At 52.4% G+C, this 15,597-nt stretch carries 16 protein-coding genes and 1 pseudogene; 9 read left to right on the top strand and 8 right to left on the bottom strand.

The genetic code is table 11. From position 1 onward, the window contains the following. Nucleotides 1-73: 73 nt before the first annotated feature. Together AC07NP_RS05425 and AC07NP_RS05420 are read right to left on the bottom strand one after the other, a co-directional pair. Nucleotides 74-1,171, bottom strand: a complete 1,098-nt coding sequence (locus AC07NP_RS05425) for an alkene reductase (RefSeq protein ID WP_494659803.1) — start codon at nucleotides 1,169-1,171, stop codon at nucleotides 74-76. Nucleotides 1,172-1,228: 57 nt separating this feature from the next. Beyond that, nucleotides 1,229-1,828 (bottom strand): TetR/AcrR family transcriptional regulator, encoded by a 600-nt coding sequence (locus AC07NP_RS05420; RefSeq protein ID WP_494659802.1) that lies wholly within the window; start codon nucleotides 1,826-1,828, stop codon nucleotides 1,229-1,231. A 153-nt stretch (nucleotides 1,829-1,981) separates the two neighbouring features. On the opposite strand from AC07NP_RS05420, the gene AC07NP_RS05415 reads away from it, so the two are divergent. The 3 genes from AC07NP_RS05415 (at nucleotide 1,982) to sodC (ending at nucleotide 3,764) form a co-directional block, all read left to right on the top strand. After that, nucleotides 1,982-2,221, top strand: coding sequence for a DUF1289 domain-containing protein (locus AC07NP_RS05415; protein ID WP_192612101.1), 240 nt, complete (start codon nucleotides 1,982-1,984; stop codon nucleotides 2,219-2,221). Nucleotides 2,222-2,270: 49 nt separating this feature from the next. After that, complete coding sequence (locus AC07NP_RS05410) at nucleotides 2,271-3,167, top strand: aldo/keto reductase (RefSeq protein WP_494659801.1); 897 nt, start codon at nucleotides 2,271-2,273, stop codon at nucleotides 3,165-3,167. Between the two features lie 75 nt (nucleotides 3,168-3,242). Further along, complete coding sequence (gene sodC, locus AC07NP_RS05405) at nucleotides 3,243-3,764, top strand: superoxide dismutase [Cu-Zn] SodC (RefSeq protein ID WP_494659800.1); 522 nt, start codon at nucleotides 3,243-3,245, stop codon at nucleotides 3,762-3,764. Here the strand turns inward: sodC and AC07NP_RS05400 are convergent. From AC07NP_RS05400 to AC07NP_RS05390, 3 genes and pseudogenes are all read right to left on the bottom strand, one after another. Then, nucleotides 3,740-5,780: pseudogene (locus AC07NP_RS05400) on the bottom strand (FUSC family protein). The gene sodC and the pseudogene AC07NP_RS05400 sit on opposite strands and share 25 nt — an antisense overlap. Continuing rightward, nucleotides 5,780-6,643, bottom strand: coding sequence for an efflux RND transporter periplasmic adaptor subunit (locus AC07NP_RS05395; protein WP_494659799.1), 864 nt, complete (start codon nucleotides 6,641-6,643; stop codon nucleotides 5,780-5,782). The pseudogene AC07NP_RS05400 and the gene AC07NP_RS05395 overlap by 1 nt, the downstream one beginning before the upstream one ends. Nucleotides 6,644-6,645: 2 nt before the next feature. Continuing rightward, nucleotides 6,646-6,882 carry a DUF1656 domain-containing protein gene (locus AC07NP_RS05390; RefSeq protein ID WP_494659798.1) on the bottom strand — a complete coding sequence of 79 codons (237 nt, stop codon included), beginning with the start codon at nucleotides 6,880-6,882 and terminating at the stop codon, nucleotides 6,646-6,648. A 194-nt stretch (nucleotides 6,883-7,076) separates the two neighbouring features. Here AC07NP_RS05390 and slyA point away from each other — a divergent pair, with 194 nt between their 5' ends. After that, complete coding sequence (gene slyA / locus AC07NP_RS05385; protein WP_192612106.1) at nucleotides 7,077-7,517, top strand: transcriptional regulator SlyA; 441 nt, start codon at nucleotides 7,077-7,079, stop codon at nucleotides 7,515-7,517. Nucleotides 7,518-7,589: 72 nt separating this feature from the next. Here slyA and slyB read toward each other — a convergent pair whose 3' ends face one another. Further along, on the bottom strand, nucleotides 7,590-8,057 hold the full coding sequence (slyB, locus tag AC07NP_RS05380; protein ID WP_162380421.1) for an outer membrane lipoprotein SlyB: 468 nt from the start codon (nucleotides 8,055-8,057) through the stop codon (nucleotides 7,590-7,592). Nucleotides 8,058-8,335: 278 nt separating this feature from the next. Between slyB and anmK the strand changes: the two genes are divergently transcribed. From anmK to pdxY, 5 genes are all read left to right on the top strand, one after another. Then, nucleotides 8,336-9,457, top strand: coding sequence for an anhydro-N-acetylmuramic acid kinase (gene anmK, locus AC07NP_RS05375; protein WP_494659797.1), 1,122 nt, complete (start codon nucleotides 8,336-8,338; stop codon nucleotides 9,455-9,457). A gap of 92 nt (nucleotides 9,458-9,549) precedes the next feature. Next, complete coding sequence (gene mliC, locus AC07NP_RS05370; protein ID WP_494659796.1) at nucleotides 9,550-9,873, top strand: C-type lysozyme inhibitor; 324 nt, start codon at nucleotides 9,550-9,552, stop codon at nucleotides 9,871-9,873. A 58-nt stretch (nucleotides 9,874-9,931) separates the two neighbouring features. Next, a complete protein-coding gene (gene pdxH, locus AC07NP_RS05365) occupies nucleotides 9,932-10,588 on the top strand; it encodes a pyridoxamine 5'-phosphate oxidase (RefSeq protein ID WP_494659795.1) in 657 nt (218 codons plus the stop codon). 126 nt (nucleotides 10,589-10,714) lie between these two features. Continuing rightward, nucleotides 10,715-11,989, top strand: coding sequence for a tyrosine--tRNA ligase (gene tyrS, locus AC07NP_RS05360; RefSeq protein WP_203357939.1), 1,275 nt, complete (start codon nucleotides 10,715-10,717; stop codon nucleotides 11,987-11,989). Between the two features lie 59 nt (nucleotides 11,990-12,048). Next, nucleotides 12,049-12,909: a pyridoxal kinase PdxY gene (gene pdxY, locus AC07NP_RS05355; RefSeq protein WP_494659794.1), complete on the top strand. Its 861-nt coding sequence runs from the start codon at nucleotides 12,049-12,051 to the stop codon at nucleotides 12,907-12,909. 92 nt (nucleotides 12,910-13,001) lie between these two features. On the opposite strand, the gene gstA is transcribed toward pdxY, so the two are convergent. Both gstA and dtpA read right to left on the bottom strand, forming a co-directional pair. After that, a complete protein-coding gene (gene gstA / locus AC07NP_RS05350) occupies nucleotides 13,002-13,607 on the bottom strand; it encodes a glutathione transferase GstA (protein WP_203357937.1) in 606 nt (201 codons plus the stop codon). 105 nt (nucleotides 13,608-13,712) lie between these two features. Further along, nucleotides 13,713-15,218 (bottom strand): dipeptide/tripeptide permease DtpA, encoded by a 1,506-nt coding sequence (gene dtpA, locus AC07NP_RS05345; RefSeq protein WP_494659793.1) that lies wholly within the window; start codon nucleotides 15,216-15,218, stop codon nucleotides 13,713-13,715. Between the last annotated feature and the right edge of the window lie 379 nt (nucleotides 15,219-15,597).

The raw sequence follows: 15,597 nt of genomic DNA, 5'->3' as shown, positions 1-15,597 counted from the left end.
ATACATTCAAAATGTTGTTTTAGTATAGCGGCGTTTTTACGCCGCTATCAATGCAGGATTACGCAATGCGAAATTACAAGGTAGGGTAGTCGGTATAACCTTCCGCGCCACCGCCATAGAAGCTTTCTGCGCGTTGCGGGTTGAGTTCGGCTTTATGTTGCAAACGCGCAACCAGGTCCGGGTTGGCGATATACGCGCGACCAAATGCCACGGCATCGATCAGACCTTTGGCGATCAGGTCCTCGGCTTTTTCGGGGGTATAAGCCCCTGCACCGATAATCGGGCCATGGAAACGTTCACGCACTTTACGACGGAATTCTTCGCTATACGGCTGACCGCCCGCCCAGTCCGGCTCGGACATATGCAGATAAGCAATACCGCGTTTACCCAGCTGTTCAATCAGATACAGCGCGTCGGCTTCTTCGTTCGGACCGTTATCCACATTCTGGAAAGAACCTATCGGTGACACGCGAATACCAATGCGATCTGCGCCCCATTCCTGAATACCCGCATCTACTACTTCCAGCACCAGACGCGCACGGTTTTCTACGCTGCCGCCGTATTGATCGGTACGGTGGTTAGAGGTCGGGGAAAGGAACTGATGTAACAGATAGCCGTGGGCCGAATGCAGCTCCACCAGATCAAACCCGGCTTCACGCGCATTCGCAATCGCCTGACGGAAATCGTTCACGATACCTGGAATTTCGTCGGTTTCCAGCGCGCGCGGCATTGAGGTGTCTACGCGGGTCGCATGACCGTTTTCATCGCGCAGAGAAGTACGGGTATTCGCGCTGATCGCCGAAGCCGAAACTGGCGCCTGGCCATTTGGCTGGAGGCTGTTGTGAGAAATACGACCGGTGTGCCAAAGTTGAACGGCAATATGCCCCTGTTCCGCGTGAACGCCGGCGGTGATTTTTTTCCATGCGGCAATCTGTTCCGGGCTGTGCAGCCCTGGTGCGCCAGCGTAACCTTTCGCCTGGGCCGAAATCTGGGTTGCTTCGGAGATGATAAGCCCAGAACTTGCGCGTTGACGATAATACTCCGCCATTAACGGTGTCGGAATATCGCCAGGTTCAATGCTGCGTAAACGCGTAAGAGGGGCCATAAAAACGCGGTTTGCGGCGGTAATAGCCCCGACTTTCAGTGGGGTAAATAATTTTTCGGACGACATAATGAATGACTCCTGAGTAGACCGGTCGACTAGTGATAAGGTAAATAAAAACGCCTGTTAAACGGCAGGCGTTGCAACAATGGTTTTTACGTGTGCCAGCGCGCTTTCCAGCGGTGCTGCACTACGAGAAATTTTGGCCTGCAAATTCGCCCCTAACCACAGGGCATAGAGTACCTGCGCCTGCTGCAGAGGTTCACCGACAAACGACAAACAGTGACTAGCACGCCCTTTTTCCAGCGCTTGCGCCAGCAGCGCGGTAATGTGCCGTGCACCTTTGTCCATCGCAGTACGCATATCTTCCGAAAGATCGCACACCTCAGCGGAAAGTTTAACGGTTAAGCACCCGCTAATACTGCCCTGCTGGCAGAACTGCTTCAGGTTTTCCTGATAGTACGTCAGAACCCGGTCGCGATAATTACCCGCACCGGATTCCAGAAGCGTCGCCAGACGCAGATGGTACGCCGCATAGTGGCGTTCCAGCATCGCGACGCCAAACGCTTCTTTTGAGCGAAAATAGTGATAAAACGAACCCTTGGGCACTTCGGCGGTTTTCAGCAGTTCGCTCAACCCCATTCCGGTGAAGCCTTTCTGCATGCAAAGCTTTTCGCCTGTTGCCAGAAGATGTTCGCGTGTGTCATGTTCAGTCTGTTTGTTCATGGGAAAAGAGTGTAATAGACCAGTCGGTCTAATGCAACAGAAGTTGCCAGAATTTCAGTTAGCGTCTTCAATTGTCATAGAGACATCATCCTTCAGGCGGTGCGCCGCAACATGAAGTATGTGGTGCAGGGCTATCTTAATTAAGGAGGGAATGTGGCTGAGCAGTTGGAGTTTTTTCCCGTCCAGAGCCCGTGTCGCGGCATCTGTCAGTCAGATGATCGTGGGTTTTGCCGTGGATGTCTGCGCAGCCGTGATGAGCGCTTTAACTGGCAAAATATGAGCGATGCCGAAAAACAAGAGGTGCTGCGCTTATGCCGTCAGCGCCTGATGCGCAGATTGCGTGCAAACAAACCCGACCCGCAGGAAGAACCGCAACAACCTTCACTCTTTTAAAAGCGTAATTGCGTATACTCAAAACCTGTCTATTGATGAGGAAGCTGTTATGGTTCAGCGTGTCACGATTGCGCCGCAAGGTCCGGAGTTTTCCCGCTTCGTTATGGGCTACTGGCGTTTAATGGACTGGAATATGTCCGCGCGTCAGTTGGTGAGTTTCATTGAAGAGCATCTTGAATTAGGCGTTACCACGGTTGACCATGCGGATATTTATGGTGGCTACCAGTGTGAAGCGGCATTTGGCGAGGCCATGAAGCTGGCGCCGCATCTGCGTGAACGCATGCAAATTGTCACCAAGTGTGGTATTGCCACGACCGCCCGGGCAGAAAATACGCTCGGTCATTACATTACCGATAGCGACCATATTATTGTCAGCGCGGAACAGTCGCTGAAAAATCTGGCAACCGACCATCTTGACCTGCTGTTGATCCATCGCCCCGATCCGTTAATGGACGCCGATGATGTCGCGGAAGCGTTTAAACAGCTGCACAAAAGTGGAAAGGTTAGCCACTTTGGGGTGTCAAACTTCACGCCAGCACAGTTCACGTTATTGCAGTCACGCCTGCCGTTCACACTCGCGACAAACCAGGTGGAAATCTCGCCGGTTCACCAGCCGCTGTTGCTGGACGGTACGCTCGATCAGCTCCAGCAACTGCGCATTCGTCCAATGGCCTGGTCCTGCCTCGGCGGTGGGCGCCTGTTTAATGATGACGAATACCAACCGCTGCGTAAAGAACTTGCCACGATTGCAGAAGAGCTGAATGCGCAATCCATCGAACAGGTGGTGTATGCGTGGATTTTGCGACTACCTTCGCAGCCATTGCCTATTATCGGTTCCGGGAAAATTGAGCGGGTGCGTTCGGCGATTGAAGCAGAATCATTGACGATGTCGCGCCAGCAATGGTTCCGTATCCGTAAAGCCGCTCTCGGTTACGACGTGCCATAACCAACATACGGACTTTACGCTCAAGATTATTTCGCTGGTTTACACTTAACGGGGAGATAAATTGACGGAGGTCCTATGAAACGTGTGAGTCTGGCAATGTTGACGCTGTTGGTTTGTGCGGGTGCACAGGCCAACAGTGAAAAAGTGGAAATGAATCTGGTGACATCGCAAGGCGTCGGGCAAGCGATTGGCACGGTCACTATCACCGAAACCGATAAAGGCCTGCAATTTACCCCCGATCTCAAAGCATTACCCGCAGGAGAACATGGTTTCCACGTCCATGCCAACGGTAGCTGCGAGCCCGCGATGAAAGAGGGCAAAGCTTCTGCCGCGGAGTCCGCAGGAGGGCATCTCGATCCCCACAAAACCGGCAAACATGAGGGACCCAGTGGCGCAGGCCATATGGGCGACTTGCCCCTGCTAGTGGTGAATAGCGACGGTACTGCGACAACGCCTGTCGTTGCTCCGCGACTCACATCCCTTGATGACGTTAAAGACAAGGCGCTGATGATCCATGTTGGCGGCGATAACATGTCCGATCAGCCAAAACCGTTGGGCGGTGGCGGGGCGCGTTATGCCTGTGGCGTGATTAAATAATCAGGATGTCAGCGTACCCTGCGGTGGCGCTTGTTCAAGCTGCGAAAGTGAACAGTGAAGTCGCCAGATAAGCGCCGCCAGTTCCTGTGCTGCGGGCTGATGATGGTGCGCGAGCGTGTCGCAGATACGCTGCAATTCCTGCAATGTGGTGGCGAGTGGGCGTTGCTGAACGCCACGCTCGCTCATCACGTCATGCAATAATGAGATGCAAATATCCCTCACCCGCGAAAGTGGGTCTGAACGTGCTTCCCAGGCGCGTAATTGCCAAACAACGTGCGAACAGTTCAGCAACACCACACCCCATCGTAATAGCCAACGCCGCGCTAATGCATCCTGGCTGTTACTGAGTTGGCTAACGTGATGATACGTCAGGGATTCAAACTCATTCTCGCTCAGAGAGGGATAACGACTGAGCTGATCCACAAAATCCCGGCGTAATGCGCGAATGTGACGTCGGCTTTTCCTGGCGTCTGAGCCGGGGCGTAGAATGGCGAATGCCAGCCAGGAGATGGCCACCCCGGCTATCTTGGCGGTGTTGTCGTTTAAAAACTCAGCCAGATCATAAACCGGCGGATTAGTGACGGCGACAAACGACCCCATAAACACAATGAGTTGCCCCCAAAGCCCCGCCAGCTTTGGCATTTGTAACTTCAGTAACTGCATCGTCGCGAGCAGCGGGAACAGGAACAACAGAAACTGCCAGAGATCGGTGATTTGTACCATCAGCCCAAATTTGACGACGAAACTGAACAGCGACAACAGGATAAGCGTGCGCATCAGCAGAGAGAGCGATTTGAATGGGGCCGCAACGGCAGAATAGAGTACGCAACTGATGGCCGCCAGCGTTAACGCGCCAGAGCCTGACTCCCACTGTGCGCCAATGCTCCATGCGCCAATCACCATCAACGTGCAAAACGTACGTAAGCCCCCCCAGATGGCTTCCGCGTTGTCGGTGTGGCGCGCAAGTCCGGGGCTGCGCTTCACGTTAATCTGCTCAACCGACGCGACATTTTCCAGCAAATTTAAGCGATGGCTATTCTGTAAGTAGACCCGGCAGAAATAACGTAACCGCTGCCAGAATGCGATGTGCCGGTAATCTTGCTTGTCCAGAGGACGTAATGGGGCAATGATCCGCGCCACGGTGTAGCTGTCCGTCTGCGGTTTAGCGAGAGTGACCAGCAGTTGTTCAATCACCTCCTGGAGATGCGCCGGAGGGTTAGGCCAGTTGAGTAACATTCTGCGAAGGCTCGAGATGACGCTGGTCAGACGCAACTGTTGGTGCAGCAGTGAATTGAGCAAGGCATTCTGCTGACGAAAACGATAATGGCTCCAGAAGGCCTGGATGCGTAACAAATTCATCGTCAGGATTTGACCGATCACCCCTTCGTGGGCGGAGCGAATGGCGTCAGTTGTCTCGGGCCGCCAGAGCTGACTGGCATGCTCCAACAATCGCGCGTGCATGTTTTTTAACGCGGTGAGCAGTGCGGTGCCGTCAGAGGTACTGGGCAAGATCATCATCATCATCGCCCCACACAGAATGCCCACAATTACTTCGCATACGCGGGCCTGAGCGATATCCCATAACTGGGTGATCTCGCTAATGTTAACCATCGGAAAGGCGATGATTGCCGCCGTATAACCCGCTAACTGAAACGCATAGGCCACGTTGTTGGTGAAGTGCGCGCAGGCCCAGGTACAAAAGCCAATCCAGGCGGCCATACTCAGCAGAAAGAGCCAGGGCTCGTTGAGGGTATGTCCCGCCAGGATCAGGGCAGCGGTTGCGCCAAGCAAACTCCCGGCGATTCGCCCCAGGCTTTTGCTGATAACGCCGCCTACCGTAGGAAAACTCACAACCGCCGCGGAGGTCATCGCCCAGTAGGGTTCATCCAGGTTCAGATAATAGGCAAACGTCAGCGCAAGACACATGGCAATGGTGTTGCGTAAGGCATATCGCCATTGCCCGGATGTCGCTTTAAACCAGGGGGCGTTTTGCAACACCTGATGAAGGCGTTTCATTAGCGCTGGCCAGCAATCGCCACGCTACAGGTGGTGCCCGACACCAGCGTGACGTCATGCGGCAATGCGTTAAATTCAATCCGCACAGGAACGCGCTGCGCCAGGCGAACCCACGGAACATTGGGCTTGATATCAGGCACCAGCCCGGAATCGCTTTCCACACTTTGGTCGTAGATGGCCCGGCCAATGCTGGCTACGTGACCCTGTAACTTTATATTGCCGCTGTACAATGTGATTTGTGCTGGAGCACCTTCACGGATATGGCGTAATTTGGTTTCCTCAAAATAGCCGATCACATAAAATGAGTGGCTGTCGACAAGCGCAAACAGGGGCTTGCCGGTGGTGGCATAATCGCCCGTGCGGGTCGAAAGATTGGTTATCCACCCCGCGACCGGGGCTTTGACTTCCGTCTGGGTTAGCTGCCACTGGGCCTGTTTCAGGGTTGCTCTGGCGACTTCAACACTGGCCTGCATAGCTTTAACGTTCAGATTCGCCGTGTCCATATCCTCGGCGGAGATATAGTTTTGGGATAAATGCCGACGGCGATTTGCCTCATTATTGGCTTTTGCCAGATCGGACTGCGCTTTTGCCAACTGTGCCTGTGCGTTAAGTTCTGCGATATGGAAAGGGGTCTTGTCGATGGTAAAAAGGAGATCGCCTGCATTGACGAACTGGTTATCTTTCACGTTGAGTTGAATAATGCTTCCGGAGACCTGAGGCGTCACGCTCACTTGTTCTGCCCGGACTTTGCCATCGCGCGTCCACGGCGACTGCATGTAATAATTCCACAGCCACCAACCGGCCAGCACGGCGATAACAGCAACCCCAATAGTTGAAAAGTATTTAATGGTTTTCAGGGACATAATCACCACACAATCAGTAAGATAAGGCTCAGGCAGACGCAAAGTGTAAAGAGAGAGAGATCCATCAGCAGGGGATGCCAGATTTCACCTGAGTAAATCCAGTCGCGTAACAGGCGATGGAAAATCAACCAGATGACAAATGCCAGCGCGAACGCTTTGAACAGGGGAGGAAAATAAACTGATGCGCCGAACACCAGATCTTGTAAGGGCAATCCTGTTGCGTTGAACATGAATGTCACAAGCACTATTCCTTTGCATTAGAAAGCGTGGCTTTAGGGTTAGTATAGAGCGGGGCAACGCACGTCTTTCTCGCATAATGTCTGAAAAAATGTCTACCCGTATGCAAATTTAGCAATACATTTGTTTTGAGAATATAAATACTGCACACTATTCTAAAATCAGTATAATAACTTAGCAAGCTAATTATAAGGAGATGAAATTGGAATCGCCACTAGGTTCTGATCTGGCACGGTTGGTGCGCATTTGGCGTGCTCTGATTGACCATCGCCTGAAACCTCTGGAGTTGACGCAGACACACTGGGTAACGCTGCACAACATTCATCAATTGCCGCCGGAGCAGTCGCAAATTCAACTGGCGAAAGCGATCGGCATTGAGCAGCCTTCGCTGGTACGTACGTTAGATCAGCTCGAAGAGAAAGGGTTAATTTCACGACAGACGTGTCCAAGCGATCGTCGCGCGAAACGTATAAAGCTCACGGAAAAAGCCACGCCTCTTATTACCGAGATGGAAGCTGTGATTAATAAGACCCGTGGGGAGATTCTGGAAGGGATTTCTCAGCAGGAAATTGACATTTTAATCAAGCTGGTTGCCAAACTTGAGCACAACATTATCGAGTTGCAATCGCAGGATTAACCCGGAAAGACGTATGTGTGACCCGGCAGGCCACACATACTCGTCTTACGTCAGGCGGCATCAGCGCTTCGGTTAGCGCGGAGAGACGGTAACCTGGCTGCCGTTGCTGGCCAGTACAACGCGCTGACCTGCAGAGAACGTGGTGCTGCCTTGCTTCTGAACAACCATGATGGTGTTGCCGTCATCTTTACGGATTTCAAGCTCCACACCCTGCGTTTTGTTGATCGCGCCCTGTACACTCTGACCTGCAACGCCACCGGCTACTGCGCCCGCCGCGGTTGCCAGAGAGCGTCCGGTACCGCCGCCGACGGTGTTACCGATGAAACCACCCAATACCGCACCGCCGATAGCGCCGATGACATTCGAATCATCACCACCCTGAATTTGAACCGGACGAGCATTCACAATAGTCCCGTACGTGACATTCTGAACTTGTTTTGCTTCAGATGCGGTATAGACATCCCCGGAAAGGCTATCGGTGTTCGTACAGCCTGCCAAAGACAACCCCATCATTGAAACGATCAGCACACGTTTAATCATTTATAAATCTCCTGTTCACCACGAAACGCTACTTAAGCATCCCTCATGGTTAAATTATATGGCATTTGTGAGCCTAAGGTCACATGTTCTACTGGAACATTGTGAAAATCATAATCAGAATTGGGTTAACCAAGTATAAACGAACCATTCGCGAGACTTATCAGAATACAAACTCATCGCGCTGAACGCGCGGTCAAAATCCGGCAGTGAAGCGTGGCATTGACCGGTATATTATGGTTGAGTGTGATAAGTGAAATCCATGCCAAAAAGGAAAACATATGAAATCGGGCCGTTTTATTGGTGTTATGTCCGGGACCAGTCTTGACGGTGTCGATGTTGTGCTGGCGGCAATAGACGAAAATATGGTGGCGCAACAGGCGAGTCTGACCTGGCCGATTCCTGTTCATCTGAAACAGGCCATACTGGATATTTGCCAGGGGCAGCAACTCACGCTTTCCCAATTCGGTCAGTTGGATACACAGCTCGGACAACTCTTTGCCGAGGCAGTCAACGCGATGCTGGTACAGCAAAATCTGAAACCTCAGGACGTTATTGCCATCGGATGCCATGGGCAGACGGTGTGGCATGAGCCTGTCGGGATTGCGCCGCATACCTTGCAAATTGGCGATAACAACCAGATCGTGGCACGCACCGGAATAACGGTGGTGGGCGATTTTCGCCGTCGTGACATTGCGCTCGGCGGTCAGGGCGCGCCATTGGTTCCGGCGTTTCATCAGGCGCTGCTGGCGCATCCCACTGAACGACGCATGGTGCTGAACATCGGGGGGATTGCCAATTTGTCGCTGCTGATCCCCGAACAACCGGTTCGCGGCTATGACACGGGACCGGGGAATATGCTCATGGATGCGTGGATCTGGCGGCAGTGTGGCAAACCCTATGACAAAGACGCGCAGTGGGCGAGCGAGGGCAATGTTATCCTCCCGCTGTTGCAGAATATGCTGAGCGACCCGTATTTTTCGCTGCCGGCACCGAAGAGTACCGGGCGTGAGTATTTCAACTACGGCTGGATAGAACGGCATCTCTCATTATTTCCGGGTCTTCAGCCTCGCGATGTGCAGGCGACGCTGGCAGAACTGACGGCGGTAACGATCTCAGAGCAAGTTTTGTTGAGCGGCGGCTGCGAGCGGTTAATGGTCTGCGGCGGCGGCAGTCGTAACCCGTTGCTGATGGCGCGTCTGGCAGGATTGTTGCCTGGAACTGAAGTGACCAGTACAGATGACGCCGGGATCAGCGGTGATGATATGGAAGCGCTTGCCTTTGCCTGGCTTGCCTGGCGAACGCTCGCCGGACTCCCTGGAAACCTGCCTTCAGTGACGGGGGCCTCAGAACCGAGCATACTGGGCGCTATTTTCCCTGCGAATCCACGATCTCAGAGTTAACTGAATTTTTCTTCGAGCGTATACCGTTACACTTAGGATGTTAAGGAGGGTGTTTTACCCTCCGGGACCAGGAAAGTCGTCAGGATACGTCTATGAAAAAACTCTTACTCGTTTGTCTGCCCATGCTGCTCACCGGTTGTAGTGTCTACAATCAATTTGTTGAGCGTATGCAAACAGATACGCTGGAATACCAGTGTGATGAAAAACCACTCACCGTCAAATTGAATAATACGCGACAAGAGGTGAGCTTTATCTACGATAATAAACTGCAAACGCTCAAGCAGGGTGTGTCCGCATCAGGCGCACGCTACACGGATGGCATCTACGTCTTCTGGTCAAAAGGCGACAGTGCCACAATCTACAAACGTGACAGAATTGTGCTAAATAACTGCCAGTTACAAAACCCGAAGCGTTGAGATTTTCAGCAGGGCGGCGCACAATAGCGCCACCCACTGACAATCCGTAGCGAACATCATGTCTGATAACGACGAATTGCAGCAAATCGCGCATTTGCGCCGTGAATACACCAAAGGTGGCCTGCGTCGCCACGATCTTCCCGCCGAACCATTACCCCTTTTTGAACGCTGGCTGGGTCAGGCATGCGAAGCCAGACTGGCCGATCCGACGGCGATGGTTGTCGCGACCGTTGATGAAAATGGTCAACCTTATCAACGTATCGTGTTACTCAAGCATTACGACGATAAAGGGATGGTGTTTTATACCAACCTTGGTAGCCGTAAAGCGCATCAACTCGAAAACAATCCGCGCATCAGTCTGTTGTTCCCGTGGCACATGCTGGAACGTCAGGTGATGGTGATTGGTAAAGCAGAACGCCTGTCCACGCTTGAGGTGGTGAAGTATTTTCACAGTCGCCCGCGTGACAGTCAGATTGGCGCCTGGGTTTCGAAACAATCAAGCCGTATCTCCGCGCGTGGCATCCTCGAAAGCAAGTTCCTCGAACTCAAGCAGAAATTCCAGCAGGGTGAAGTGCCGCTGCCCAGCTTCTGGGGCGGATTTCGCGTCAGCATTGAGCAAATGGAATTCTGGCAGGGTGGCGAACACCGTCTGCATGACCGCTTTTTGTACCAACGCGAAAACAACGGGTGGAAAATCGACAGGCTTGCTCCTTAAAGATGCAAATTTCTTGTTTTAAGCGCTGGTACTCCTGATTCCGGCGCTTTATTCTATGTTTCTTTCGCATCAGGCGAAAAGTCGTGTACCGGCTAAGGTGCAGTCGTTTTATACATGGAGATTTTGATGGCAAGCAGTAACTTGATTAAACAATTGCAAGAGCGGGGGCTGGTAGCCCAGGTGACGGACGAGGAAGCGTTAGCAGAGCGACTGGCGCAAGGCCCGATCGCGCTCTATTGCGGCTTCGATCCTACCGCTGACAGCTTGCATTTGGGGCATCTCGTTCCATTGTTATGCCTGAAACGCTTCCAGCAGGCAGGCCACAAACCTGTCGCACTGGTAGGTGGCGCGACCGGTCTGATTGGCGACCCGAGCTTCAAAGCCGCTGAGCGTAAACTGAACACTGAAGATACGGTTCAGGAGTGGGTGGATAAAATCCGCAAACAGGTTGCACCGTTCCTCGATTTCGATTGTGGCGACAACGCTGCTATTGCTGCGAACAACTACGACTGGTTTGGCGGCATGAATGTGCTGACTTTCCTGCGTGACATCGGCAAGCACTTCTCCGTTAATCAGATGATCAACAAAGAAGCGGTTAAGCAGCGTCTGAACCGTGACGATCAGGGCATCTCCTTTACCGAGTTCTCCTATAACCTGCTTCAGGGTTATGACTTTGCCTGCCTGAACAAACTGCACGGTGTTGCGCTGCAGATCGGCGGTTCTGACCAGTGGGGTAACATCACTTCCGGTATCGATCTGACGCGTCGTCTGCACCAGAATCAGGTCTTTGGTCTGACGGTTCCGCTGATCACCAAAGCTGACGGCACCAAATTTGGTAAAACCGAAGGCGGCGCGGTCTGGCTGGATCCGAAGAAAACCAGCCCGTACAAGTTCTACCAGTTCTGGATCAACACCGCAGATGCTGACGTATATCGCTTCCTGAAGTTCTTCACCTTTATGGACATTGAAGAGATCAATGCCCTCGAAGAAGAAGACAAAAACAGCGGTAAGGCACCGCGTGCTCAGTATGTGCTGGCCGAGCAGGTGACGCGTCTGGTTCATGGTGAAGAAGGCCTGGTGGCCGCAAAACGCATCACCGAAAGCCTGTTCAACGGCACGCTGAGTGCGCTGAGCGAAGCCGACTTCGAACAGCTGGCGCAGGATGGCGTACCGATGGTTGAGATGGAAAAGGGCGCCGATCTGATGCAGGCGTTGGTGGATTCTGAGCTGCAACCGTCTCGCGGTCAGGCGCGTAAAACAATTGCCTCGAATGCTGTCACCATCAACGGCGAAAAACAGTCCGATCCTGAATACTTCTTCAACGATGCGGATCGTTTGTTTGGTCGCTATACCTTATTGCGCCGTGGCAAAAAGAACTACTGTCTGATTTGCTGGAAGTAACGCATTAAGTAACAGGGAGTGAGAAATCACTCCCTTATTTTTAATGTTCAGGTAAAAAAATGAAGAATATCCTCGCCATCCAGTCTCACGTCGTTTTTGGCCACGCGGGTAACAGTGCAGCAGAATTTCCGATGCGCCGTCTTGGCGCGAATGTCTGGCCACTCAACACCGTTCAATTTTCGAATCACACCCAATACGGTAAATGGACCGGCTGCGTCATGCCGCCCAGCCATTTAACCGAAATTGTGCAGGGCATCGCCGAGATTGATCAGTTACGGAAGTGCGATGCCGTACTCAGCGGCTACCTTGGCTCAGCAGAGCAGGGTGAGCATATCCTGGGGATTGTTCGCCAGGTTAAGGCAGCGAATCCGCAGGCGAAGTATTTCTGCGATCCGGTCATGGGGCATCCTGAAAAAGGGTGTATCGTCGCCCCTGGCGTGGCGGAATTCCATGTTCGTCATGCGCTTCCAGCCAGTGACATCATTGCGCCAAATCTGGTTGAGCTGGAAATTCTCTGCGAGCATGCTGTACATAATGTTGAAGAAGCCGTACTGGCCGCCCGTGAGTTGATTGCGATGGGGCCGGAGATCGTGCTGGTGAAGCATCTGGCGCGTGCAGGCTACAGCGCGGATCGCTTTGAAATGCTGCTGGTGACCCGCAATGAAGCGTGGCATATCAGTCGTCCATTAGTGGATTTTGGCACTCGCCAGCCGGTGGGCGTCGGCGATGTGACCAGCGGCCTGCTGTTAGTCAAACTGTTGCAGGGTGCAACCCTACAGGAAGCGCTTGAGCATGTGACGGCCGCGGTCTATGAAATCATGGTAGCGACGAAGAGTATGCAGGAGTATGAGTTGCAGGTCGTTGCGGCACAGGATCGTATTGCGAAGCCGGAACACTACTTTAGCGCAACACAGCTCTGACTTAATGCCCGATGACGCTATCGTTTATCGGGCCATTGGTCAGTCCGTATTGTTGGCCGGGTAAGCGTAACGCCACCCGGCGATAACAATCGTTAATTCAATCCCTCTGCTTTAAGCGCCGCCTTGACGGTTGGGCGTTCTGCTACCCGCGCCATATAGGCGTCAATATGCGTTAACCCTTCCATATTGAGCTTAACGGCTCGCGCCCACCGCAGCACGGTGAACAGATAAGCATCTGCAATGGTGAAACGCGGCCCGCAGATCCATTGGTCATCGTTGAGTACGTCATTCACGTAGTGCAGCTTTTTCTCCAGAAGGGCGCGAACCGTCGGTTTGTACTCTTCCGGGGTGTCCGGGCGGAACAGCGGCGTAAAGCCTTTATGCAGCTCTGTCGCAATGTAGTTGAGCCATTCCAGCGTTCTGTAGCGAGCAATACTGCTGGTGGGTGCCAGTAGCTGGCGGTCGGGGACGGTATCAGCAAGGTATTGCATAATGGCGACCCCTTCAGTCAGCAGCGTGCCGTCGTCCAGCAGTAGTGCAGGAACCTGTCCTTTCGGATTCACCGCGAAATAATCATCGCCGTTTTCCAGACGTTTTTTAATCAGATCAACGCTATCCAGCGTGAAATCTTTACCGCTCTCGCGAAGGGTGATGTGAGAAGCAAGAGAGCAGGCACCCGGTTTGTAGAACAATTTCATCGGTAACTCCTTTTTGCTGAGGTTTAACCAATGGTAGTGCTACGTCGGCTAAAAAAAAAGCCGCTAACTTAACGTTAGCGGCCTTAAAATCAGTTTCCCTGAAAATTACGCAGTTGCGGCTTTGGCGGCTTTTTCGCGTACATCGTCGTCCTGAGTCATGCGGTTCAGTTTTGGTGCTGTCAGCAGCATCAGAACAGCGATAACCGCAGTAGCGATACCAATCTGCAGGAACACACGACCATAGACTTCCAGAGACATCAGCGGGTCGGTCACGTTTTCCGGCACCGCCATCATGTTAGCGACATAGCCACCAATGATGTTTGCGCCTGCGGTTGTCAGGAACCAGCTGCCCATGATGAAGCCCATCAGACGCTGTGGAACCAGCTGTGCGACCATTGCCAGACCCAGACCGGAAATCATCAGCTCACCGATACTCTGTAAGCCGTAGCACATGATCAGCCAGTTAACGGATACGATACCTGCTTCGTTAGCGAATTTCGCGCCGACTGGCAGGATCAGGAACGCACCGGAGCACAGCACCATACCGATAGCAAACTTGGTTGGCATCGGCAGGGTATCACCCATCTTGTTGTAGATAGCGGCCAGAATCGGGCTACCGATAATGATCCAGAACGGGTTCAGCGCCTGATACTGCTCTGGTTCAAACGCGATACCCAGGATGGAGTGTTCAACGTTACGAATAGCAAAGAAGTTCAGAGACGTCGGCATCTGGCTGTACAGAACGAAGAAGATGATGGCTTCAAGCATCAGAATGAAGGCAACAATCATTTTACGACGCGCGGCACCTTTCATCGCAAAGGCTTCTTTACCGAAGATAAAGACGATGCCCAGTGCGATTACGCCCAGCGCCATACGTGCGACCTGCTGGTTGTGCAGCAGCCAGGTTGCAATCGCGATCAGCGCGATAACGCCCAGAATGGTCAGCAGCAGATGACGGAAATTGATCGGCTCAAAGTCAGGTTTGGAACCATACTGTTTAACCCAGCGCTGGCAGAATGCGAAGTTAACGACCGTGATCAGCATACCGACAACGCTCAGTGCAAATGCCGTGCTCCAGCCGTAGCGGGCAGCCAGCCATGGCGTTGCCAGCATGGAGAAGAATGAACCGATGTTGACGGACATATAGTACATGGTGAATGCACCGTCCAGACGCGGGTCATCTTTCGCATAGCAGGTAGAAAGCAGAGAAGACGGGTTCGCTTTGAACAGGCCGTTACCGACCGCGATGGCCGCCATACCCATATAAACGATACCCGCATCGTGACCAGACCATGCTACCAGAGCATAACCAATCGCCAATACGACAGCACCCAGCATAATGACGCGTTTGGTGCCCAATACTTTATCACCTAACCAACCACCGATAGCGACCAGTCCATAAACCAGGGCGCTAAAGGAGGAGAAGAGGGTGATGGAGTCAGCTTCTGACATACCCAGTTGTTTTACCAGGTAGACGGCCATAATTCCTTGCAGGCCGTAATAACCGAAACGTTCCCATAACTCGATAGAGAAAATGAGATAGAACGCTTTAGGCTGTTTGAATGCGTTCAAACTCACGCTTTCAGTTGGTTTATTGTTTGCAGTAGACACTTTTACCTCTTTTTTTACATCCCATATCAACGGGGGAGTTCAGGTACGTGATGAGTCAAGTTCATCCGTCCGATTGTTATAGTGGGAGGGGAAACGGCAAGTAATGTTCACTATCTTGCCCTGTCAGACAAGGGGTTTGTAATAGTCTGTTACATTTAACTTATCTGGTGGAATCATCGGCCGCACGAAATGTTATGTAGCGTTAAATTTTTTCTAATGAAGAAAGGCAGTTTATTACTCTACAGGAAGGGGCAGGAATCCCCATGGTGGCGATATGTTCTACTATATAAGGTTTTTAGTAGTGAAATAGGCCATTATCTGAAAAATAGCCAGTGTAATGTTTTGTAGTGAAAAGAGGGGGTCAGGTCAACTGATTGTG

This window comes from Citrobacter sp. GW821-FHT07H02, from assembly GCF_059418505.1.
This window is presented reverse-complemented; position numbering and strand designations above follow the sequence as displayed.